Here is a 21,182-nt window from a genome sequence, read left to right as displayed (position 1 = left end):
GACGGTTGATGAAAATTCAAACCTAGCTAAAGAAACGCGCAAACCAGCTTTTACCTTTCTTTTGTTCTTGCGAACGCAAATAATGCAGCATATTGTCACGCACAGCATCGACATAGTCCTGATCATCATGCTGAATATGGTTAATCAACCATTTAGACAATAAACGATACAAATCATTTTCTACCGATTCACCATTGGCAAAACGCTGACGGCAATCATTCAGACGTTTTACAAACAATTCATGAATACCGCGATGCGATGGTAAATATTGATAATTCACCTGCGCCAATAAGTTTTCTTCAAAACTAAAATGCGATTGTGTGTAATCAATCAAATCGTCTAAAACTTCTTTAATTTGTTCACGCGCACCCGTGGCCCGAATTTTTTCTAGCGCATTAATATAGTCCAAAATTTGGCGATGCTGATTGTCAATCACATCAATTCCAATATTAAACTTCTCACTCCATTCCATGATTTACCCCTCAGATTTTTTGATTAAAGTCGTGTTTTATCGCATCATCCCGATGCCGTATTATCCTAATGATTAAAGCCATAATTATTTTATGGAATTAGATACTAGCTGCTTTTAATTTTTAAATCCATATAGAAAATAAGGTTTTTCAATCCTCTTAGACCATAGTTGTATTTTTAGTTCAATTTTCATTAAAATTCATAAAAATATCATAGAGATGAACTAAAATAGTGCAGGGGTAAGTTGACCTAAATTAGGGCAAATTTATGTCACCATGTGGTGCAATTAAAAAGCACTTTAATTACCTTAAAACCAGATAATAATTCTCATTTGCAATTTCTTTAAAAAATTCACGCTTTATCCTTAATTCGCTTTTATAATTCCGTTTAATTCTTTTTACCTGTTTCGATGATCATGCCTAAAATAAAACCAACCAAACTCGCGCTTGCTGCGCTGGCCATTGTGGCACTTATTGCTGCAGCCTGGTTCTTTTTAAAACCTAAACAGGAACAGCCACAGTACATTACCGCTGCCGTCAGTCGTGGCGATATTGAAAATTCAGTACTGGCCACCGGTGTCCTTGAAGCCACCAAAATGGTCAGTGTCGGCGCCCAGGTGTCGGGACAGGTCAGAAAAATGTATGTCGAACTCGGCGATCAGGTCAAACAGGGCCAGCTGATTGCCCAGATTGATTCGGTACGTCAGGAAAACGAATTAAAAACCGCAGAAGCCAGCATTAAAAACCAGCAGGCCCAACTGGCGGTGCGTCAGGCCAATCTTGCCAAAGTCGAAGCTGAATATCGCCGACAACAGGCCATGTATGACCAGGATGCGACCTCACGTGCAGAACTGGAAGCCGCACTGGCCAGCTACAAAACCGCACAGGCCGATATTGCTGCCATTAATGCCCAGATTGAACAGTCCCGCTTAACCTTAGCCACCACACGTGAAGATTTAGGCTATACCCGTATTGTTGCACCCATGGATGGTACGGTCGTGGCGATTGTTACGGAAGAAGGTCAGACTGTAAACGCCAACCAGAGTGCGCCGACTATTGTCAAACTGGCCAAGCTCGACACCATGACCGTAAAATCGGAGATTTCTGAAGCCGACGTTATGAAAGTGGAAGAAGGCCAGCGTGTGTACTTCACCACCTTGGGCAACAGTGAGAAAAAACACTACGCCACCTTGCGTCAGGTTGAACCGGCACCAAATTCAATCAATACCGAGACCAATAACAGTTCATCCACTTCAAGCTCTGCGGTGTATTACAACGCCCTGTTTGATGTTCCGAATGAAGATGGCAAGTTGCGTATTGACATGACCGCACAGGTGTCAATTGTGCTGGATGAAGCGAAAAATGTCCTGATGATTCCAGCGGCAGCCATTCAGGCCTCTAACCGTCCACAGCGTAGCCGTGCCCCGGGTGCAGATCAGGCGCCGGCTGAACGCGGTGCATCTGAAGCTCGTGGTCAACGCCCGGCCGGTGACCGTCCTGCGCGCTTAACCCTGACCGAACAGGAACGTGCCCTGATTGATCAAGGCAAAGCTACACTGGCAATGGTACGTGTCTTACAGGCCGATGGCAGCGCCAAACCGCAACAGGTCCTGACCGGCTTAAATAACCGGGTTAGCGTTGAAATCATCAAAGGTTTGAAAGAAGGTGATCAGGTCATTATTGCCGATGGTTCAGATACTTCAAACGATGGCGCCAAACGTAGCAACCGTGGTGGTCCTTCCGGCCCAATGAGAATGTAAGCATGAGTCAACAACAGCAACCTCTACTCGAGGTCAAGAATCTGACTCGTGAATTCCCGGCAGGTGAATCAACGGTGCAGATTCTCAAGGGTGTCGATCTGGCGATTTACCCCGGCGAACTGGTCGCGATTGTCGGCCAGTCCGGTTCGGGCAAATCGACCCTGATGAATATTTTAGGCTGTCTGGATAAACCAACCTCGGGCAGCTACCGCGTCAATGGCCGCGAAACCCGTGAACTGGAACCCGATGAACTGGCCCAGTTACGCCGTGAATATTTTGGTTTTATTTTCCAGCGCTATCATCTGCTGGGCGATTTAACCGCAGCGGGAAACGTTGAAGTCCCGGCGATTTATGCCGGTGCCGATGCCGATGAACGTCATCAGCGTGCAGAAAAACTGCTGACCGATTTGGGTCTGGGCGAGAAAACCCAGAACCGTCCAAGCCAGCTTTCTGGTGGTCAGCAACAGCGTGTTTCGATTGCGCGTGCGCTAATGAATGGCGGCGATGTGATTCTAGCCGATGAACCGACCGGTGCGCTGGACAAAAACAGCGGCATTGAGGTAATGCGGATTCTGCGCGAGCTGAATGCCCAGGGTCATACTATTATTCTGGTCACCCATGACCACAATGTCGCCAAAAGTGCCAGCCGGATTATTGAAATCAGTGACGGGAATATTATTTCCGATCAGCCGAATACGCCAGAAACTGAAGATGCCCCCCTAGAAAAACAGCAACTGCAGCGCAATACGCAAAAGAAAATTTCGTCCTGGCGCTCCGCGGTGGACCGTCTGGGAGAAGCCTTCCGTATGGCCTTACTGGCCATGAATGCACACCGGATGCGAACCTTTCTGACCATGCTCGGGATTATTATCGGGATTGCCTCGGTGGTTTCAGTGGTGGCACTCGGCAATGGTTCACAAAAACAGATTCTGGAAAACATCAGCAGTCTGGGTACCAATACCATTACCGTGTATCAGGGCCGGGGCTTCGGGGACAATTCACGTTCCTCTCAGGTCAGAACCCTGATTCCCGCAGATGCCGATGCGCTGGCGGAACAGCCCTATGTCGATGGGGTCAGCCCGTCGGTGAATACCAGCGTGACCGGACGCTTTAAGGAAATTGAAGCCTCGACCACCGTGAATGGTGTGAGTGAAGACTTCTTCTATGTACGTGGTCTGGATTTTAACAGCGGTCAACCTTTTGACCGGAGCAGTGTCCGCACTCAAGCCCAAGACGTGGTGATTGATACCAACACCCAAAAGACTTTCTTTAGTGACGGCTCTAACCCGGTAGGTCAGGTGATTTTACTGGGGAGCGTACCGAGCCGCATTATTGGGGTGGTCGATGCCCAGCAAGGCATGGGCGGTAATGCGGATAGCCTGAATGTCTATCTGCCCTACTCCACCGTTTTAAGCCGGATGCTGGGGCAATCGCATGTGCGCAGCATCATTGTCCGGATTAAAGATGAATATCCAAGTGCCACCGCAGAAAATGCAATTTTAAGCCTGCTGGTCCAACGCCACGGTGCGCAGGATGTCTTTACCCAGAATGCCGACAGTATTCGGGAAACCATCCAGCAGACCACTGCGACGATGACCCTGCTAATTTCAGCCATTGCCGTGATTTCTCTGGTGGTGGGTGGTATCGGGGTGATGAACATCATGCTGGTATCGGTTACAGAGCGGACGCAGGAAATCGGCGTTCGTATGGCGGTGGGTGCCCGACAAAGTGACATCTTGCAGCAGTTCCTGATTGAAGCCGTACTGGTCTGTATTTTAGGTGGTATTCTCGGGGTGCTCTTATCTTTAGGGATTGGACAACTGATTACCCAGTTCGCCGGCGGGACTTTCCAAATGGCCTACTCGACCACCTCCATTGTGGCGGCCTTTATCTGTTCCAGCCTGATCGGGATTGTGTTTGGCTTTATTCCTGCCCGTAACGCTGCCCGTTTAAACCCCGTCGATGCCCTGTCTCGAGAATAAGGATACTTTCATGCAATTGAATTTCAGTAAGCTTGCAACCGCCTTGCTATTGAGCAGCAGCCTGGTCGGCTGTGCGGCGGTGGTGAAAACCCCATATCAGGCACCCGCTGTGACTATTCCGGGCAGTTTCCAGAACAGTAAAGCGGTTAGCCAGCAGGTGCATGCCCAGGTTCAGGCCGATCAGTGGTGGACGCTGTTTAAGGATGCCCAGCTGAATGCCCTGGTTGAACAAACCTTGACGCGCAATAGCGATCTGGCAGTTGCGGGGATTAACCTGCAACAGGCTCGTCTACAGGCGGGACAGTCTCAAAGCCAGCAAGGGATCCGGATTGGAGATGCCAGCATTTCAACCGGGCACCGTTTTAGTCTGGATGGCGATGGTAATGCCTCGACCGGAATTTCTCTGGGCTATCCACGCTTGAGTTATGAACTGGATTTATTTGGCAAACTGGCCAACCAGACCGAAGCTGCGCGCTGGGAAGCCTTAGCCACCGAGCAGGATTTACAGGCCACAGCACAGAGTTTGATTGGTACAGCAGCAGAGCTGTATTGGCAGCTGGGCTATTTAAATGAACGTTATCAGGTGGTCCAGCAAAACCTGGCGACCGCACAAAAAACCTATGAACTGGTACAAGTACAGTATCGGGCTGGCGCGGTATCGGGTCTGGATGTAACCCAGGCAGAACAGTCGGTACAAAACCAGAAATCAACCTTAAGCCAGATTGAGCAGCAGCGTGTAGAAACCCGGACAGCCTTGGCGGTTTTATTAAACATGCCGGTGCAGCAGCTGAATATTCAGGAACCGCCGCGTTTACCACGCACGGCGCTGCCGGAGATTAGTGCCGGTTTACCTGCAGAATTATTGGCGCGTCGTCCGGACTTACAGGCTGCCGAGTTACGCCTGCGTAAAGCCCTGGCCAATAAAGATGCCAATCGGGCCAGCTATTATCCATCGATCAGTTTGACTGGTGTGCTATCGACTGGTGTGGGTGCCTCTACCTCACTAAGCAGTGCATTGCAAAATCCGGCCTTGACCTTGGGTGCAGGTTTAAGTCTGCCATTTTTACAATGGAATGACATGAAACGCGATTTACAGGTCAACGAACTGGAATATGAAAAAGCGATTTTGCAGTATCGCCAGACCCTATATGCCGCCTTTGCAGATGTGGAAAATGCATTATCGGCACGTAATGAGCTGGATAAGCAGCTTGCCTTGCAGGCACGTAATGTTGAACTGGCGGAAAAGTCTGAACGGTTGACTGAAGTTCGTTATCGTAACGGCGCAGTGGCATTAAAAAATCTGTTAGATGCACAGGAAACCACGCGTAATGCCCGTCTATCTTTGGTGCAAACCCGTCAGAGCCAATACAATGCTTATGTGACCTTGTTACAAGCGCTGGGTGGGAGTCCGATTCAGCAGTTGCCTTAAATTTTATAGAAGGCTTTGTTGCACAAACCTATCTGTAAAGGCTTTTTCAGCGATATAATTTTCAAATGAAGAAGCCTACACACAAAATCTACCGCACAACCAATTGGCCCGCATATAACCGAGCACTCATGAGTCGCGGAAATATTGCCATTTGGTTTGATACTGCTACGCAATGGTATGCTCCATCAAAAGGCAAACAAGGGCGAAATCAAACCTACTCCGACGCAGCCATCCAATGCTGCTTAATGATTAAATCCTTATTCCGTCTGTCTTTACGTATGGTCACTGGCTTTGTGCAAAGTCTGATTAAACTTTGCGGATTAAATTGGATAGCTCCAGATTACACCACGCTTTGTAGAAGACAAAAGCATATTGATATTGTAATCAGCTACCAAAAAAGTAGCGATGGGCTGCATCTACTCATGGACTCTACAGGCATGAAGTTTCTAGGTGAGGGCGAATGGAAACGCAAGAAACATGGACCTGAATATCGTCGCCAATGGCGTAAACTTCATATTGGTATAGATGCTAAAACCCTACAAATACGAGCAGTTCAGCTTACAACCAATAATATCAGTGATTCACAGGTGCTTGGTGATTTACTTAATCAGATTCCACAAGATGAGCAGATTAACTCTGTTTATACCGATGGAGCTTATGACACCAAGCAATGCCGTCAGGTCATTGCAGATCGGCAAGCGCATGCGGTGATTCCACCTAGAAAAAATGCGAAACCATGGAAAGATACAAAGATCAGCTCGCTAGAACGAAATGAATTACTTCGAACAGTTAAACGCTTAGGCAGGAGACTATGGAAAAAATGGTCAGGCTATCATCGACGAAGTTTGGTGGAAACCAAGATGCATTGCATTAAATTATTAGGCGATAAATTAATGGCAAGAAGCTTTCCTAGTCAGGTGAATGAAATTCATGCACGTGTAGCAGTCCTCAACAGGTTTACGGAATTAGGTCGACCACTTACCCAAGTTACGCCTTAAATTTGGCTCAATTAGGGGCGCTTTGCATTTCAAATCTTTGTGCAACAAAACCTATTAAAAACCTAAATATATTAGAAAATCAGCAATAGACTCATAGAAAAAAAATGCGATTCCAAAAATAAAAACAAACAAAGATAATATCTCAATTATAATAATTTGTTTTTTAAATTTTTCACATAAATAAATAACATTATCCTGATACAGATTTGGATACAAGCTAGGACTCTTTTCTCCACGTTTTGCAAAATACGGCATCTTTTCATAACGTCTGTATGTTATAAAATATGAAAACCACATCATAGAGAATATAAAATTAAGTTGTAGTACCTTTTCAAAAGAGATTCCCACCTCATCTAAATACTCTTCAATGCCATATATTTTTTCAGAAAGTTCTTTACTATTTTTTTTTATAAATAACAGGTTATATATATATGTATATAAAAGTAGCATTAAGCCAATAACAAGTAAGCTAATTAAAACGCTACCATAAAAATCAACTAATTGACCTTCCATTAACATACCCCTGTCCTTTTTTTGAGTTCATCCTCAGCAAAATCTGCACCATATTTACCACCACCAATCACACCTGCACCAATAACAACAGCTGTAATAGTCAAGGAAACAGGTAGGGAAATTGTATATCCAGCTGCTCCTGCCACAGCACCAATAATATAAATTATCCCCCTTGCGGCCACTTTTCCTCCAAAGTTACCAGCAGCTCCTCCCATAATACCACCAGCAATCTTACTGCCTTCAATCATAGCCACTTTCTTTGTAAGCTCCATATCACCCGTGTTATAGGCATCCATTGTATTTTTAAAGAAAATCGCAGCACCTAAACCGACAACCAATTGCTTACCCATTCTTAAACCGATACTGATTTTCCCTAAATCGACGATCATTTTATCGTAATGCTTCAAACCACCTCTTACAGCATCTGAGCGTATAAGAGAGTCCGTTTTCATATACTTTCTCATTAAAGGGATTTGAGTCTGAGGCTCTACAATATGCATATCTTTGAGTGCTGTACCCAACTGGCTATAAAGTGAGGCATATTTTTTCTTAAAATCTGAAAAATGCTTTGGGTTCGCATATTTAGATTTCATTAGCTGTTCACTTTGATAAACAGCCATAATCGCATCATTGCTTTTTATCACTTTTTCTAGTGATGTTTCTTTCATGACTAGAAGCTCATTCTTTTTAAGCTTCCTATCTCGCTCGCTTTTTTGTTCAGCGCTATCTACAATTTGCCCCGTTCTTTCTTCAACTTGATCTAATAGATCATCATCACCTTGACAGTATTCCTTCCTAAACTCATCAACTGTAACGACTTTCTTTTGGTCACTTACATTGGCTAATGCCATTTCAGTAGCATGTGACCAATAATCGTACAAAAGTTCATAATTTGCAGCAAAAAATGCTGCATCAAAATTTGAGGACTTGCTCAATAGCTTCAATTTTTCTTCGACGCTGCTCGCTAACCGCTTATATTCACTCAGCTTAAGATCATTACCATATTTATTTGATAAAATGACCACCTGACACGGCTTAAGCACAGTCATTGGTCCATTGGTTGATAACCCTGGCAAATGGGCATTATTATTTTTAAAAATAGAAAATTCTTTTGCCGTAGGAGGGTATGCATAGATACGTTTTAACAATGCATCGACAGTCTCATCTTCTCGAATCAACAACCAACCAACTTCCATACCTTCTTTTATATAAACTTTTTGGATTTTATTTTCTTCTATCGGGGAACTTTGCGCTTGATGGTATTTAAACTTGATCTCTGTAAACTTTCCGCTTTCAGATTGTGCTAAATGTGGAAGGATTGCGCCTTGATACCATTTATCGTCTAAGAAAATATCAACTTGAACTACTGCAGTATCATAATTCACCTCAATTTTATGGGTTTTCATAAACTTATTAAAAGGTGTCAGTTTAGATACATAGGTAGATTTAGCTTCAGATGTTTTTGCTGTAATCACATATTTCAAACGTGGCAAAGCAATATGTTTTGGCACATTCTTTAATACAGCTTGTGCAAGCTTAGGTTGAGGATACTTTGCCATCTTAGTTATCCAATTTCTTTATTTTGTCATTGATTGCATGTAGATAGTAATTCTCTTGCTTATCAGTGACAAATGCCTGAGTTAAACTATTCGCATCTGTTTTTCCATAGCTTACATGCCCTTGATCATTCATTAACATGTAAGAAGTGAAAGGCAACAACGCTTGTGTTTCAGTATCTCGCAATTCAAATTGTATTTTGTGTAATCCCAATTTAGGCATTAAAGGAATGGTTGCATGAACATTTTCACCACTCTTAAACAAATGCTGCCCCGCCTTTACCTCGAATTTTCCGCCTGTGGTCGGAAAAATCCCAGAGCCATTAATCTTGATTTGTGAACCACCGGCGGTCAGATTAATTTCGGTTGGACTGGTAATATAAACCGCATCTTCCGTCGAAATAATCTGCACCCCTTTTCTGGCAATCAGATCTGCGCCATCTCCTTGGGCCTGAATCTCAACCTTGCCTTTACCGGCATATAAGCGTGCACCCTCTTGTGCTGCAAACAGGCTCAGTTTCTGGCTGGCATGGGCAATCAGGGATTGCTGCGTACTCAGGTTAATACTCTCTCCGGCACTGTGGCTGATCTGACCATCAGCAGAGAGATGTACATCTTGCTGGCTACTTAAGGCAATAGAGTTTGGTGCGCTAAGAATCATCAGTGCCTGTTTAAAAGCAGCAGCTTTATTTTCATCCTGCTGTTCGATCTGCTCTAAGAAGTTCTTTAAGTTATCGAGAACTTCTAAAGGATCGGTCTGCTGGTTTTTGGCCACTTCACTTAAGGCTTGGGCATTGTTCAGTGAGCCTTCAATCTGACTCTTGGCCTCATTGGCATCGAGATGATTGCCTTCGGCTTGTGTCTGTGGATGGGTGGAAATCAGCAAGCCTTCTCCAGCACGTACTGCACCCCACTGATCGGTTCTCAGTTCAAAACCTTCACCACGGCCATCACTTTCGGCGCTGGCTTTGGGATGGCTCAAGTTCCCTAGATTTAGTTGTGTTGCGCCATGACTACTTTGCAGCTGGGCAGAGATCTGCTTCGGAGTATCATCAAAGCGCAGCTGGTTAAAGCCACTGCCCTCAATTTCCTGTGAGCGGATCCCGCTGAGTTTTTTGGTGTCGGGTAGTTGGCCTTGTTGGTCGAATTGGGTTGGCGAGCGTTCTGCTTCATGTAGACGCCCCACGACAAATGGCCGGTCGATGTTACCGTCAAAGAAGTCGATCACCACAATTTCATTAATCCGTGGCAGGAAACGTGCCCCGTAGCCTTCTCCGGCCCAAGGCGTCAGTACATCGACCCAGGCAGAGTCGGTGTCATTGTCATTGCTGCCAGCACCGCCATCATGCTGATGGTCATCACTGCGGGTAAACAGAAAACGGACTTTAATCCGTCCCCATTCATCGACATGGATGCTTTCGCCAGCAGGACCGACTACCCGGGCACGCTGCGGATGGGCTGCCGGGCGGTGCTGTAGTGGATGGTATTCCGGTACGGTGTGGATATTGCGACGTTGTAAGGTTAAGGTATTGCCTTGACGTTCATCCGGGTGTTGTTTTTGTTGAAAGCTAAAATGGCTATGCCAGTGGCTTTGACTGAGTAGCTGGTTGATCTGCTGATTGAGGTCTTTGGGTAAGTTGTTCTGGTTATAGAACTGTTTGCCGGTAATTAGAAATTCTTTGTCGGCTGCGCTGTGCTGGTCAATTTCCGGGTGTTCATTCAGTTCAAACCAGTAGCCGACCTGAGCATCACGGACGGTGGAATGCGCGCTGAAGTATTTGGATTGCAGGTCGTGGTAGTGACTGAGGTTCTGGTTCAGCTTGTCCAGCTGGTTGTTGGAAGAGGCTGTGGCCTGGTCTTCACCATTTAAATCCTGCATCCAGGCCGGGCTGATCTGCCAGGCTTGTTCCAGGCTTAAGCTGGCATTGTCCTGATTGTGGCTGTGCTGGTGTTTGCTTTGTACAGAACCGGCGCCTTCTTCCTGGCTCAGGCTATCTGACTGCCAGCGTTGCAGATGTACGGCGGTCGGTTGCAGGCTGCGCTGGGCAATCAACTGGGTGATGCTGTCTAATTGTTCGGTGGCACTGGAGCGATGAAAGCGGATACTGCGACGATTTAAGGCGCTGTACTGGCTGTTGTCATCAATCAGACGTAGTTTCTGGGCCTGTATCGGGCTGCTGGAATGTACGACCTGCAACTGGGCTTCATCAATCAGCCAGTTGATGCCTTCACTGCGCCAGAGCCGGGTCAAAAAGTCATAGTCGGTTTCATTGGACTGCATGATAAAAGGACGCACATCCAGTTCCTGGGTCAGTCCGGTTAAGTCCAGGGTCAGGCTGGCGGCAAAGAGTGGGCTTTTGTTCTGCCATTCTTTAAATAGAATCTCGCTGACCTCACGCACGCTTTTATTCATAAACACGCGGCTATTACGGCGTTTATGCCAGAGTGCAGTCGGATCTTCTAGTGTGAGTTTATAGAGCGTGAGTGAGCCATCACTTTGGCCTTGCGCGGCTGCGGTGATAATACCGCTGCTGCGAAACAGCTGGCCCTGGTCAGTGACCTGGTCGACGGCGACCTGCGCGCCGATAAACTGTTTTAACGGAATCTGTGCGTTGGTCGAAAGACAGATCAGTTCGGCATGTAAACCGTCATTAAGCTGGTGTTTACCATCGATGCGCTGTAAAAAAACATCGGTATTTAAGGCAGGCTGAGAAAATTGAATATGGAGGGCACGTTTTTGTGGGCTGAGGCCTAATTTTTCTAGTGCTGCAAATATATTGCTTGGCATCATTGTTCTGTAATAAATAGCTAAAAAAAGTGTGGCTATTTTATACAAAATAACCACATAAAACATCGCTTCAACCCGGCCGCTTGTTTATCAATATGTAACTATCCGATAAAAAGCCGGCGCAGGTTGAAACATTCCGACTTATTCTGCGTCCATCATGGCGGCGCTCATACCCACGGTATTAAAGCCAGCATCTACATACAGAATTTCACCGGTAATCCCGTTGGCCCAAGGTGAGCACAGGAATAATGCAGCATTACCCACTTCTTCAATGGTGACATTACGTTTTAATGGGGCAATTTTTTCATTGGCATCTAACATCTTACGGAATGATTTAATTCCTGATGCAGCCAGTGTGCGTATTGGACCGGCAGAAATGGCATTAACACGAATGCCTTCAGCACCCAGGCTAGAGGCTAAATAACGCACCCCTGCTTCAAGCGAAGCTTTGGCCATACCCATTACATTGTAGTTTGGCATTACACGCTCAGAACCCTGATAAGTCAGGGTTAATAAACAGCCTTGACGTGCCTGTAATAATGGTTTGGCAGCACGCGCCATCGCAACAAAGCTGTAGGCACTGATGTCATGCGCAATTTTAAAACCTTCACGGTCGGTCACGTCGGTAAAGTCACCATCTAAGGTATGGGCTGGTGCGAAACCAATTGAATGCACCACGCCATCCAAACCATCCCAATGTTGAGCAAGATCGACAAAGACCTGTTCAATTTCAGCATCTACCGCAACATCACAAGGAAGAACAATTTTAGAACCAAACTGTTCTGCAAATTCATCCACACGTTTTTTCAATTTTTCATTCGGATAGGTAAAAGCCAGCTCTGCACCTTCACGATGTAAAGCCTGAGCAACACCAAATGCAATGGATAATTTACTCGCAATACCCGCGATTAAAAAGCGTTTACCCGCTAATAGTCCTTGTGCCATGTGAATCTCACTCATATTGATTTTGCAGTATCATGCCAATTCTGAGCCAATTCGGAAATTGCATAATGCGCCTTTTTTTCAATTCCTCCGAAGAAAGTAAAAATCGCGCAAAGGTTGCGCGATTTTAATGTCGATAAATGCCGGGAAGTTAATCATTGCTTTGCAATAAGCCCAGCAAACGCAGGAAGGAATAATACATCCAGACCAAGGTAGCCAATAAGGCAATGGCACTCAGCCATTCCATGCTTTTCGGTGCGCCTTGTGCCGCGCCGGTTTCAATCAGATCAAAGTCTAAAATCAAGTTTAAAGAGGCAATCACGGCCACAAATGCTGCAAAGCCAATTCCAAGCCAGTTGCTTTCAAACAGATAAGGAATACTCGACCCCAAAGCCAGACTCAGAAAGATTTGCACCACAAACACCATCGCAATCGCAATTGAGGCCGACATCACCACCGCCTTAAATTTTTCAGTGGCGCGAATTACCCGAGTACGATACAGCACAAACATCACCAATGTGGTCACAAAGGTAGCCAGCAAGGCCTGTAATGGCACACCCGGAAACTGCAACTGGAAGATCACTGAAATCCCGCCCAGAAATGCCCCTTCAAACAGCGCATAGGGAATGGCCAGCGTGCGCGCTGTATTTGGCTTAAAGGTGGCCACCAAAGCCAGAATCAGTCCGCCAATGGCACCGACAATTGCGCCGGCATAGGCAATAGAAAGATTGGCTGTCAGGAAACTGTAGAAAAACAGGCCGATGCCCACCACGGCGGCAATTAAAGTCAGCAGGACAGATTTTTGGATTGCTCCCTGCACGCTCATCGGCTGGGCATAATCACTCGACACCTCAACGCGTGTCAGGATCGGGTTATTACTTTGCATGATTTAAGGTACTCCGATCATTGCGGCAAATGGGTTTTGAAATACTCATTGCTCCTATCATAAGCGCGCAGCTGCATCCTGTCTAAATAATCACCAAAAAGATTACATCTTTATAACGGGTAATATCTCTGGATCACATCCGAATAACAGCAAATGAAAAACGATAGAGATAAAAAAAGAGGCCAAAAGCCTCTTCTTAAGCGCTGTGGATACGCTCGTCCCCACAGTGCAAATAGATGGATGATGAGCAGATACTTATTTATTCATAATAAAGAAATATTCACGATAGTATTTCAGCTCGGCAATCGAGTCACGGATGTCATCCATGGCCAGGTGAGAAGCATTTTTCTTTAAGCCGCTCATAATTTCCGGACGCCAGCGTTTGGCCAGTTCTTTAACAGAAGATACATCCAGATTACGGTAATGGAAGAACTGCTCCAGCTCCGGCATTAACCGGTGTAAAAAGCGACGGTCCTGACAGATCGAGTTACCGCACATCGGCGAAGTTTTTGGATTGACCCATTTTTTCAGAAACTCTAAAGTTTGCTGCTCGGCATCCTGCGCGCTCAGTTTACTGCGACGTACACGCTCAATTAGCCCCGACTGACCATGCTGACGCGTGTTCCATTCATCCATGGCATTTAAAATACGATCTGATTGATGCACGGCCAGTACCGGACCTTCCGCCAGAATATTTAAATGATCGTCTGTCACAATGGTGGCAATTTCAATAATCTGATCATTATCGGTATCTAAACCTGTCATTTCCAGGTCAATCCAAATTAAGCGGGTATCAGGCGTGCTGCTCATAAATGTGCAATCTTATTCGTCTTAAAAACGGCTATAGTAGCAAATTTCTGTGTTCTTGGGTGTCATTCTGCCCGTGCTTCATGCTATTTTTGCACTCCAGATTTCATGGTTTTTTTAGGATATGAATGGCTTTAATTCGTAAGCGTCGCCTGACTGAACAGCAACAACGCCGCATTCAGAAACAGCAGCAAACCCGGCAGGAAGATATAGACAGCTCCAATGATCTGGAAGGTCTGGTGGTGCAGCATTATGGACGCCAGCTGGAAGTACAAGCCCTCTCCGTGCCGGAGCAGCATCCTGAAAAACCCGTGGTGGCCGAAGGTGAACCTGAACCGTTCTGGAAACCGATTGAACTGGGCAGCATCTGGCGCTGTCATACCCGTACCAACCTGGAATTACTGGTTACCGGTGACCGGGTCAAATGGCAGGCCGATCCAAATACCGGTCTGGGCATTATTAGCGCGATTCATCCGCGCCAGTCTTTGCTCACGCGCCCGGACCGTTACCACAAAGTCAAACCGGTAGCCGCCAACATCTCATTGATTGTGATTGTGTTTGCACCGCTGCCAGAACCGGCACCGGGTCTGATTGACCGCTATCTGGTGGCCTGTGCCGATGCCAATATTCCGGCGCTGCTGATCCTGAACAAATCCGACCTACTTACCGAAAATGATCCGATTCTGGATTTACTGCAAGAATACCGTGATTTGGGTTATGAAGTGATGCAGACCCAGTCTGATGCAGATCTGACTGAACTGTCCAACCGTTTAAAAAATGAAACTGTGGCCTTTGTCGGTCAGTCTGGCGTGGGTAAAAGTACCCTGATTAATGCCATCGTGCCGGAAGCGGCGCAGAAAACCAATATCATTTCAGAAAACTCGGCCCTGGGTCAGCATACCACCACCTCCACCCGCTTAATTCCGTTTGGTGAAGGTTCGGCGCTCATTGACTCACCGGGCATCCGCGAATTTGGCCTGTGGCATTTGACGACTGAAAAAATCCAGCAGGGTTTTCCGGAAATTGAAAATCTGCTCGGTCACTGTCAATTCCGTAACTGTACCCATAAGCACGAAAAGCAATGTGCCTTGCGTCAGGCAGCAGCAGCAGGTGAGATTTTAACGCGCCGGCTCGACAGTTATTTGCGTCTGATTGATGAAGTCAACGAAGCCCAGCAAAAAAATTAGTTTAATTGCAGCCCGCCCCTTGAAGCGGTGATTTTGATCACCATATTTATAGGCTATACTCTGTGACAATTTTTGAAATTGTAATTTAGGTGACTTGTGGAACGTTGGTTCGAGTTTATGGGGAATCACCCCTTCTTGTTTGGAACACTGGCAGTTTTGGTGGTTTTATTCTTCATTTTGGAAGGCCAACGTAACGGGCGTAAAATTTCCCCACAATCTTTAGGGATTCTGGTGAAAGCCAAAAATGCCATGCTGATTGATTTACGTGATGCCAAAGACTTCCGTGAAGGCCATATCAGCGGCAGCCGCAACATTCCTTACAGCAAAATTTCAAGCCATATTGAAGAGTTAAAAACCGCTGACCGTCCATTGGTGTTTATCTGCAATTTAGGTCAAATTGCCGGCACTGCCCTGCAACAGGTAGGCCACGCAGATAGCTATCGTCTGGATGGTGGGATCAGTAACTGGAAAGCACAAGGCTTACCTTTAGTAAAAAGCAAATAATCCGCTTGAGGAGATTAGCAATGGCTGAAGTAACGATTTATTCAACAACTGTATGTCCATATTGCGTACGTGCAAAACAGCTTCTTGAGCGTAAAGGCGTTGTCTATAAAGAAATCAATTTATCCAACGAAGCACCAGAAGTCCGCACTGAACTGATGCAGCGCACCAACCATCGTACTGTTCCACAAATTTTCATTAACGAGCAGTTTATTGGTGGTTTCGACCAACTTTACGCCCTTGAGCGTGAAGGCAAACTCGATGACTTACTGGCGTCATAATTTCAATTAATTTTCTGTTCATATTTTTAAGGAATAAATAATGAGTGAACAACAACAAGCTCAACCACAATTGGCATTAGAGCGTATTTATACAAAAGATATTTCTTTTGAAGTTCCAGGGGCACAAGTATTTACCAAAGAATGGCAGCCTGAACTGAATATCAATCTGTCGTCTTCTGCAGAAAAGATTGATCCAACCCACTTTGAAGTGTCTTTAAAAGTTGTTGTTCAAGCCAACAATGCCGGTGATACAGCATTTATTGTAGATGTCACTCAAGCAGGTATTTTCCTGATTGATGGCGTAGAAGAAGAACGTCTGCCGTATATTCTAGGTGCCTACTGCCCGAACATCCTGTTCCCGTTCTTGCGTGAAGCAGTGAATGATATGGTTACCAAAGGCAGCTTCCCGCAATTGCTGTTAACGCCAATCAACTTTGATGCTGAATTTGAAGCCAACATGCAACGCGCACAAGTCGCTGCTGCAGAAGGTCAGGCTTAATTGTATTCAGGCATTTAAGTCCAGCACGAAAAAGCCCTGCACTTGCAGTAATGCCAGTCAGTTAAGCAAATATTAGTAAAATGTAGTAAAAATGAGTGTATGTAAATACGCTCATTTTTTTATGTCTTTATCTGAACATTTAGAATCCACTCTTGAACATGCTCTCCCATCACTCAACCATTTTTGTGAACTTATTGATTTAAATTGGATTGAAACAAGCCTGCATCAAACAGGTAAGGCATCAATCAGAAGGAGAAAATTACCTGCTGAGCATGTGGTTTGGCTTGTTATTGGGCTTGCCTTGTTTCGCAATCAACCCATCAGCTATGTTGTAGAGCAATTAAACCTCGTGTTTGGTACAACAGATTATTGTGTTCCTAGTGCAGCTGTCCAAGCTCGACAACGTTTAGGTCGAGAACCCTTAGCTGCCTTATTCTCCTTAATCAGCCAAGCATGGTTTGATGAATCACAACAACAATATTCAAGCTTTCAAGGTCTTAGTGTATGTGCTGTTGACGGGGTGGTTTGGTCTATGCCACTGACCAAGGAGAATTTTAATCATTTTGGCTCATCTAAAGGTAAAACTGCTGTAGCACCTTACCCACAAGTTAGAGCCACGTGTCTAGTGAATACCAATACTCATGAAATCATAGATGCCCAAATAGGCAGTATGGATCAAGGTGAACTCACATTAGCAAATCAATTATCTCCTCCAGCACAAAGTATTACTTTGTTTGATCGAGCTTATTTCTCTGCTGATTTTTTAATAGGCTGGCAAACACGTGGAGAATCAAGTCATTGGCTGATGCGAGCTAAAGATAATTTACGTTATGACATAATTAAACGGAATTCCCCACATGATTTTCATATCAGGATGCCAATATCAGCAAGAGCCAAAAAACTTAATCCAGCATTAGGAGATTACTGGGAAGCACGTTTAATTGAAGTTGAGCAGGCAGGAAAAATCAGACGTTACATTACTTCATTATTAGATTCAAAGACATACCCACTTATAGCCTTGGCAAAGTTATATGCTCAGCGTTGGGAAATTGAAATGTGTTACCGAGAAATTAAAAGCAATTTACAGGAAGGTAAGCACTTAAGGAGCAAACAGCCAGACTTAATTTATCAAGAATTATGGGGTGTCTTGATTGCTTATAATGTTCTAAGAAGACAAATGAAATATATGGCTCAACGTGCCAAAGTAAGCCCGTTGAGGATCAGTTTTCATATTGCATCTATTGCCCTTCTTAATTTACTCAGATTCGACTCTTTGGCTTCTGCAGGTAATCTACCCAAACATCTGGAAAGTTTAATGGAGAAATCTAATCGGTATGTTATACCTGAGAGAAGAGTGAGGAGTTATCCAAGGGTTGTAAAAGGAAAACCTCAAAAATACCCAAGAAAAAGCCAGTCAATCTCTTAACTGACTGGCATTACTGCACTTGCAGGGCTTTTTTATTTGTTCTGACAAGATCAGAAGGCTTCATCCTGCGCCGGATCATGGTGCAAGGCATCATGAATGGCTTCGACCAGCTGCTGGGCAATTTCCTGCTTGGAGGCTTTTTCCAGATCGCGTTTTGGCAGATGATAGCCTTCAGCAAAGAACACCGTCATGGCATTTTCATCAGAGGCAAAGCCGATATCTGCACGGGACACATCATTGCAGGCAATCATATCCAGCTTTTTCGCCACCAGTTTGCCGGCCGCATATTCTTCCACATTGCGCGTTTCAGCGGCAAAGCCGACCATAAACGGACGTTTGTCCTGCTGCGCGATAGTCGCCACAATATCCGGATTCTTGATTAAGGCGATATCCAGTTCATCTCCGGATTTTTTGATTTTGTGTTCTGCAACTTCAGCCACGCGATAATCGGCAACCGCCGCGGTGGCAATAAACACATCACAACCTTCATCCAGCAACTGCATACTGGTGTCCAGCATCTGCACGGCTGAAGAGACATTAATACGGCGGACCCCGTTTGGTGTATCCAGACTGACTGGCCCGGCAATCAGCGTAACTTTGGCGCCAGCTGCATAGCAGGCTGCTGCCAGGGCAAAGCCCATTTTCCCGGTACTATGATTGGAAATATAACGTACCGGATCAATCGCTTCACGGGTTGGCCCGGCGGTAATCACCACATGCTTGCTGGCCAGTAAGCCAAATTTTTCAGCAATCGCACGCTGCGCTTTATGGAAATAATCGGTGACCTGACGCGCTAGCTCTTCCGGCTCAGGCATACGGCCCAGACCGACATCACCACAGGCTTGTGAGCCGGATTCCGGCATAATCACATGCACGCCATCGTCTACCAGCGTCGCCAGATTGCGCTGCGTAGCTTTGGCCGCCCACATCTGCTGATTCATGGCCGGTGCCACCCAGACCGGGGCACTGGTGGCCAGATATAAAGTCGATAACAAGTCATCTGCCAGACCGGCGGCAAATTTGGCCAGGGTGTCACAGCTGGCCGGTGCAATCAGCACCAGATCGGCCCAGCGTGCCAGTTCAATATGCCCCATGCCGGCCTCGGCTTCCGGGTCCAGCAACTGGGTATGCACCGGATTGCCCGACAACGCCTGAAAGGTCAGCGGTGTAATAAAGGCTTGTGCCCCTTCGGTCATCACCACCCGGACGTTAAAGCCAGCGTCCTTTAAACGGCGAACCAGAATGGCACTTTTGTAGGCGGCAATACCGCCAGTAATACCCACAATAATATTTTTATTAGGAATGACACTTAAATCAAAACTCACGAACAGCTTACCTTTCTGTTGCAGTGGGGCTCACAATAGCATTAAATATTGTCATTCCCAAGACATGTCTGGGCGAAATCCATAACAATTCATCACCAATAAGTCTAATAACAATGAACTTCAGTATTAAACATTGGCCGGAACAGGAGCGTCCGCGTGAACGCCTGATCCAGTACGGCGCGCACAGTCTTTCCGATGCCGAACTGCTGGCTATTTTCCTGCGCTCCGGCTCCCAGCAGTACTCTGCCGTTGAACTGGCCCGTCATTTATTACAGGCCTTTGGCAGCCTGAATGCGGTACTCGATGCCGCCCTGCCCGATTTAAGCCAGTTTCATGGCATGGGTCCAAGTAAATACAGCCAGCTGATGGCGGTCAAGGAATTGGGCCGGCGCTATACCGCCCAGCATTTGCAGCAGGACAAACTGGAACTCAGCTCCTCCCGGCTGCTACTGGACTATTTACGCTTTGAACTGCTCGGTGAAACTCAGGAAGTATTTGCAGTATTGTGCCTGGATGCGCAGCTGCGCAAAATCTGTTTTAAGAAACTGTTTTTTGGCGCGCTCAATTCATGTGAAATTTCGATCAACCAGCTGCTACGCTTTGCCATCCAGAAAAACACTACGGCGCTGGTGATCAGTCATAATCATCCTCAGGGACAGCCACAGCCCTCACCGGCCGATTTACAATTGACCCAGCGCATCCAGCAGGCCTGCCAGCTGGTTGATATCCGCCTGATTGATCATTGTATTATTGCTCCCGAAGGCAGTTTTTCCTTTGCTGAACATCAACTCATCAAGTCGACATTTTAAGCAGCGCAACATATTGACAAAAACCCGGCCAGCACAGAAGATCATGAAAAACTTAAGCTGATTCCCAGACATGATTGTACGTGACCAACCGAGCGTATTTAGGCTGTTATTTTCCTGGCGAGGTACCATCTTACCGAAGGTGTTACCACCTTTGGGCGTGGTCATGTTGCTGTCGGCGATTGTCGGCGGCCTGTCCTATGTCGGGTATTTTCACTTCTCTGATTTCCCCCTGATCGGCTTTACCTTAATTGGGGTGGTGCTGTCGATTTTCCTTGGCTTTAAAAATTCGGCCTGTTATGACCGCTGGTGGGAAGCTCGCAAACTGTGGGGCATGTTAATTGCCAATGCGCGCCATTTTGACCGCGACTGCCGGATGCTGGCCCAAGGCCGCCGGGAACGGGTGATTCAGCATGTGATTGTGTTTGCCAATGTGTTGCGTGACCGTCTGCGCCATCAAACTGCCAATCCGACCGAACTGGTAGAAACCAGCGGCATGAGCCAGCAGGCCGTAACCCAGCTGTACCAACAGGCCAATGCACCACAATACACCCTCAGCCTGATTCAATGGGAGCTGATGCAGGCCCTGAAAGAAGGTGAAATTTCCGATATTATTTACAGTCAGATGAACCAGCATGTGATGGAGCTTAGCCTGGTGCAAACCGGTTGTGACCGGATTGCCACCACCCCGCTGCCATTTGCCTATTCGGTATTGTTAAACCGTACTGTGTACTTTTTCTGCTTTATGCTGCCGTTTAGCTTGGGCTCGACGTTAGGGCTGGCGACACCGCTGCTGGTCGGGATTCTGGCTTATACCTTCTTGGGACTGGATGCCTTAAGTTCGGAAATTGAAGAGCCATTTGGTACGCAAAGTAATGACTTGCCTTTAGATGCGATGGTGCGCACCATTGAAATCGAATTACTCTCGACTTTGGGGAAACCGACACCACCACCAATTCAGGCACAGGACAATAACCTGCTCTAAAGCAAAAAACCTCAGCCCAGCTGAGGTTTTTTTTGATGCTG

The 21,182-nt window shown here is 46.1% G+C and carries 19 protein-coding genes; 11 read left to right on the top strand and 8 right to left on the bottom strand.

Features of this window, described 5'->3' with window-relative positions:
- Positions 1 to 22: 22 nt before the first annotated feature.
- Entirely contained in the window at positions 23 to 472 is a 450-nt protein-coding gene (locus tag ACVLR6_RS02580; RefSeq protein ID WP_160243533.1) for a bacteriohemerythrin, read from the bottom strand.
- Positions 473 to 886: 414 nt separating this feature from the next.
- On the opposite strand from ACVLR6_RS02580, the gene ACVLR6_RS02575 reads away from it, so the two are divergent.
- The 4 genes from ACVLR6_RS02575 to ACVLR6_RS02560 all read left to right on the top strand — a co-directional run bounded on the left by ACVLR6_RS02575 (position 887) and on the right by ACVLR6_RS02560 (position 6,639).
- The gene (locus ACVLR6_RS02575; protein ID WP_455995781.1) at positions 887 to 2,230 is read left to right on the top strand and encodes a MacA family efflux pump subunit; all 1,344 of its coding nucleotides are present in this window, start codon (positions 887 to 889) and stop codon (positions 2,228 to 2,230) included.
- Positions 2,231 to 2,232: 2 nt separating this feature from the next.
- A complete protein-coding gene (locus tag ACVLR6_RS02570) occupies positions 2,233 to 4,212 on the top strand; it encodes a MacB family efflux pump subunit (RefSeq protein WP_075175113.1) in 1,980 nt (659 codons plus the stop codon).
- A gap of 10 nt (positions 4,213 to 4,222) precedes the next feature.
- On the top strand, positions 4,223 to 5,641 hold the full coding sequence (locus tag ACVLR6_RS02565) for an efflux transporter outer membrane subunit (RefSeq protein ID WP_160243535.1): 1,419 nt from the start codon (positions 4,223 to 4,225) through the stop codon (positions 5,639 to 5,641).
- Between the two features lie 65 nt (positions 5,642 to 5,706).
- On the top strand, positions 5,707 to 6,639 hold the full coding sequence (locus ACVLR6_RS02560; RefSeq protein ID WP_455995779.1) for an IS5 family transposase: 933 nt from the start codon (positions 5,707 to 5,709) through the stop codon (positions 6,637 to 6,639).
- 54 nt (positions 6,640 to 6,693) lie between these two features.
- On the opposite strand, the gene ACVLR6_RS02555 is transcribed toward ACVLR6_RS02560, so the two are convergent.
- From ACVLR6_RS02555 to orn, 6 genes are all read right to left on the bottom strand, one after another.
- A complete protein-coding gene (locus tag ACVLR6_RS02555; protein WP_228153449.1) occupies positions 6,694 to 7,158 on the bottom strand; it encodes a hypothetical protein in 465 nt (154 codons plus the stop codon).
- Positions 7,152 to 8,711 (bottom strand): hypothetical protein, encoded by a 1,560-nt coding sequence (locus tag ACVLR6_RS02550; RefSeq protein ID WP_104490779.1) that lies wholly within the window; start codon positions 8,709 to 8,711, stop codon positions 7,152 to 7,154. The genes ACVLR6_RS02555 and ACVLR6_RS02550 overlap by 7 nt, the downstream gene beginning before the upstream one ends.
- Position 8,712: 1 nt before the next feature.
- The gene (locus ACVLR6_RS02545; protein ID WP_455995778.1) at positions 8,713 to 11,499 is read right to left on the bottom strand and encodes a type VI secretion system Vgr family protein; all 2,787 of its coding nucleotides are present in this window, start codon (positions 11,497 to 11,499) and stop codon (positions 8,713 to 8,715) included.
- A 138-nt stretch (positions 11,500 to 11,637) separates the two neighbouring features.
- On the bottom strand, positions 11,638 to 12,441 hold the full coding sequence (locus tag ACVLR6_RS02540) for an enoyl-ACP reductase FabI (protein ID WP_005182307.1): 804 nt from the start codon (positions 12,439 to 12,441) through the stop codon (positions 11,638 to 11,640).
- A 148-nt stretch (positions 12,442 to 12,589) separates the two neighbouring features.
- Complete coding sequence (locus tag ACVLR6_RS02535) at positions 12,590 to 13,324, bottom strand: Bax inhibitor-1/YccA family protein (RefSeq protein ID WP_016659546.1); 735 nt, start codon at positions 13,322 to 13,324, stop codon at positions 12,590 to 12,592.
- 255 nt (positions 13,325 to 13,579) lie between these two features.
- The gene (orn, locus tag ACVLR6_RS02530; protein WP_005182297.1) at positions 13,580 to 14,134 is read right to left on the bottom strand and encodes an oligoribonuclease; all 555 of its coding nucleotides are present in this window, start codon (positions 14,132 to 14,134) and stop codon (positions 13,580 to 13,582) included.
- Positions 14,135 to 14,259: 125 nt separating this feature from the next.
- On the opposite strand from orn, the gene rsgA reads away from it, so the two are divergent.
- From rsgA to ACVLR6_RS02505, 5 genes are all read left to right on the top strand, one after another.
- The gene (gene rsgA, locus ACVLR6_RS02525; RefSeq protein WP_104490218.1) at positions 14,260 to 15,318 is read left to right on the top strand and encodes a small ribosomal subunit biogenesis GTPase RsgA; all 1,059 of its coding nucleotides are present in this window, start codon (positions 14,260 to 14,262) and stop codon (positions 15,316 to 15,318) included.
- 96 nt (positions 15,319 to 15,414) lie between these two features.
- A complete protein-coding gene (locus ACVLR6_RS02520; protein WP_005182291.1) occupies positions 15,415 to 15,822 on the top strand; it encodes a rhodanese-like domain-containing protein in 408 nt (135 codons plus the stop codon).
- 20 nt (positions 15,823 to 15,842) lie between these two features.
- Entirely contained in the window at positions 15,843 to 16,100 is a 258-nt protein-coding gene (gene grxC / locus ACVLR6_RS02515) for a glutaredoxin 3 (RefSeq protein ID WP_005182284.1), read from the top strand.
- 40 nt (positions 16,101 to 16,140) lie between these two features.
- Positions 16,141 to 16,599 (top strand): protein-export chaperone SecB, encoded by a 459-nt coding sequence (gene secB / locus ACVLR6_RS02510; protein ID WP_160243538.1) that lies wholly within the window; start codon positions 16,141 to 16,143, stop codon positions 16,597 to 16,599.
- 121 nt (positions 16,600 to 16,720) lie between these two features.
- Positions 16,721 to 18,025: an IS4 family transposase gene (locus tag ACVLR6_RS02505; RefSeq protein ID WP_455996150.1), complete on the top strand. Its 1,305-nt coding sequence runs from the start codon at positions 16,721 to 16,723 to the stop codon at positions 18,023 to 18,025.
- Positions 18,026 to 18,075: 50 nt separating this feature from the next.
- Here the strand turns inward: ACVLR6_RS02505 and coaBC are convergent, their stop codons facing one another.
- On the bottom strand, positions 18,076 to 19,350 hold the full coding sequence (coaBC, locus tag ACVLR6_RS02500; protein ID WP_005182280.1) for a bifunctional phosphopantothenoylcysteine decarboxylase/phosphopantothenate--cysteine ligase CoaBC: 1,275 nt from the start codon (positions 19,348 to 19,350) through the stop codon (positions 18,076 to 18,078).
- 113 nt (positions 19,351 to 19,463) lie between these two features.
- On the opposite strand from coaBC, the gene radC reads away from it, so the two are divergent.
- Positions 19,464 to 20,159, top strand: a complete 696-nt coding sequence (radC, locus tag ACVLR6_RS02495; protein ID WP_005182279.1) for a RadC family protein — start codon at positions 19,464 to 19,466, stop codon at positions 20,157 to 20,159.
- Between the two features lie 70 nt (positions 20,160 to 20,229).
- Complete coding sequence (locus ACVLR6_RS02490; RefSeq protein WP_005182277.1) at positions 20,230 to 21,141, top strand: bestrophin family protein; 912 nt, start codon at positions 20,230 to 20,232, stop codon at positions 21,139 to 21,141.
- The last annotated feature ends 41 nt before the right edge of the window (positions 21,142 to 21,182 follow it).

The sequence above is a fragment of the Acinetobacter sp. T63 genome (assembly GCF_053852345.1).
Note: the sequence above shows the minus strand (reverse complement) of the source record. Positions and strands in the feature narration are given on the sequence as shown.

Bases quoted from the DNA above. Each gene is read 5' to 3' on its own strand.
- ACVLR6_RS02545 (WP_455995778.1), bottom strand. From the start codon at position 11,499: ATGATGCCAAGCAATATATTTGCAGCACTAGAAAAATTAGGCCTCAGC.
- rsgA (WP_104490218.1), top strand. From the start codon at position 14,260: ATGGCTTTAATTCGTAAGCGTCGCCTGACTGAACAGCAACAACGCCGC.
- ACVLR6_RS02535 (WP_016659546.1), bottom strand. From the start codon at position 13,324: ATGCAAAGTAATAACCCGATCCTGACACGCGTTGAGGTGTCGAGTGAT.
- orn (WP_005182297.1), bottom strand. From the start codon at position 14,134: ATGAGCAGCACGCCTGATACCCGCTTAATTTGGATTGACCTGGAAATG.
- grxC (WP_005182284.1), top strand. From the start codon at position 15,843: ATGGCTGAAGTAACGATTTATTCAACAACTGTATGTCCATATTGCGTA.
- ACVLR6_RS02560 (WP_455995779.1), top strand. From the start codon at position 5,707: ATGAAGAAGCCTACACACAAAATCTACCGCACAACCAATTGGCCCGCA.
- secB (WP_160243538.1), top strand. From the start codon at position 16,141: ATGAGTGAACAACAACAAGCTCAACCACAATTGGCATTAGAGCGTATT.
- ACVLR6_RS02575 (WP_455995781.1), top strand. From the start codon at position 887: ATGCCTAAAATAAAACCAACCAAACTCGCGCTTGCTGCGCTGGCCATT.
- ACVLR6_RS02555 (WP_228153449.1), bottom strand. From the start codon at position 7,158: ATGTTAATGGAAGGTCAATTAGTTGATTTTTATGGTAGCGTTTTAATT.
- ACVLR6_RS02570 (WP_075175113.1), top strand. From the start codon at position 2,233: ATGAGTCAACAACAGCAACCTCTACTCGAGGTCAAGAATCTGACTCGT.
- ACVLR6_RS02550 (WP_104490779.1), bottom strand. From the start codon at position 8,711: ATGGCAAAGTATCCTCAACCTAAGCTTGCACAAGCTGTATTAAAGAAT.
- ACVLR6_RS02490 (WP_005182277.1), top strand. From the start codon at position 20,230: ATGATTGTACGTGACCAACCGAGCGTATTTAGGCTGTTATTTTCCTGG.
- ACVLR6_RS02580 (WP_160243533.1), bottom strand. From the start codon at position 472: ATGGAATGGAGTGAGAAGTTTAATATTGGAATTGATGTGATTGACAAT.
- ACVLR6_RS02540 (WP_005182307.1), bottom strand. From the start codon at position 12,441: ATGGCACAAGGACTATTAGCGGGTAAACGCTTTTTAATCGCGGGTATT.
- ACVLR6_RS02505 (WP_455996150.1), top strand. From the start codon at position 16,721: ATGTCTTTATCTGAACATTTAGAATCCACTCTTGAACATGCTCTCCCA.
- ACVLR6_RS02565 (WP_160243535.1), top strand. From the start codon at position 4,223: ATGCAATTGAATTTCAGTAAGCTTGCAACCGCCTTGCTATTGAGCAGC.
- radC (WP_005182279.1), top strand. From the start codon at position 19,464: ATGAACTTCAGTATTAAACATTGGCCGGAACAGGAGCGTCCGCGTGAA.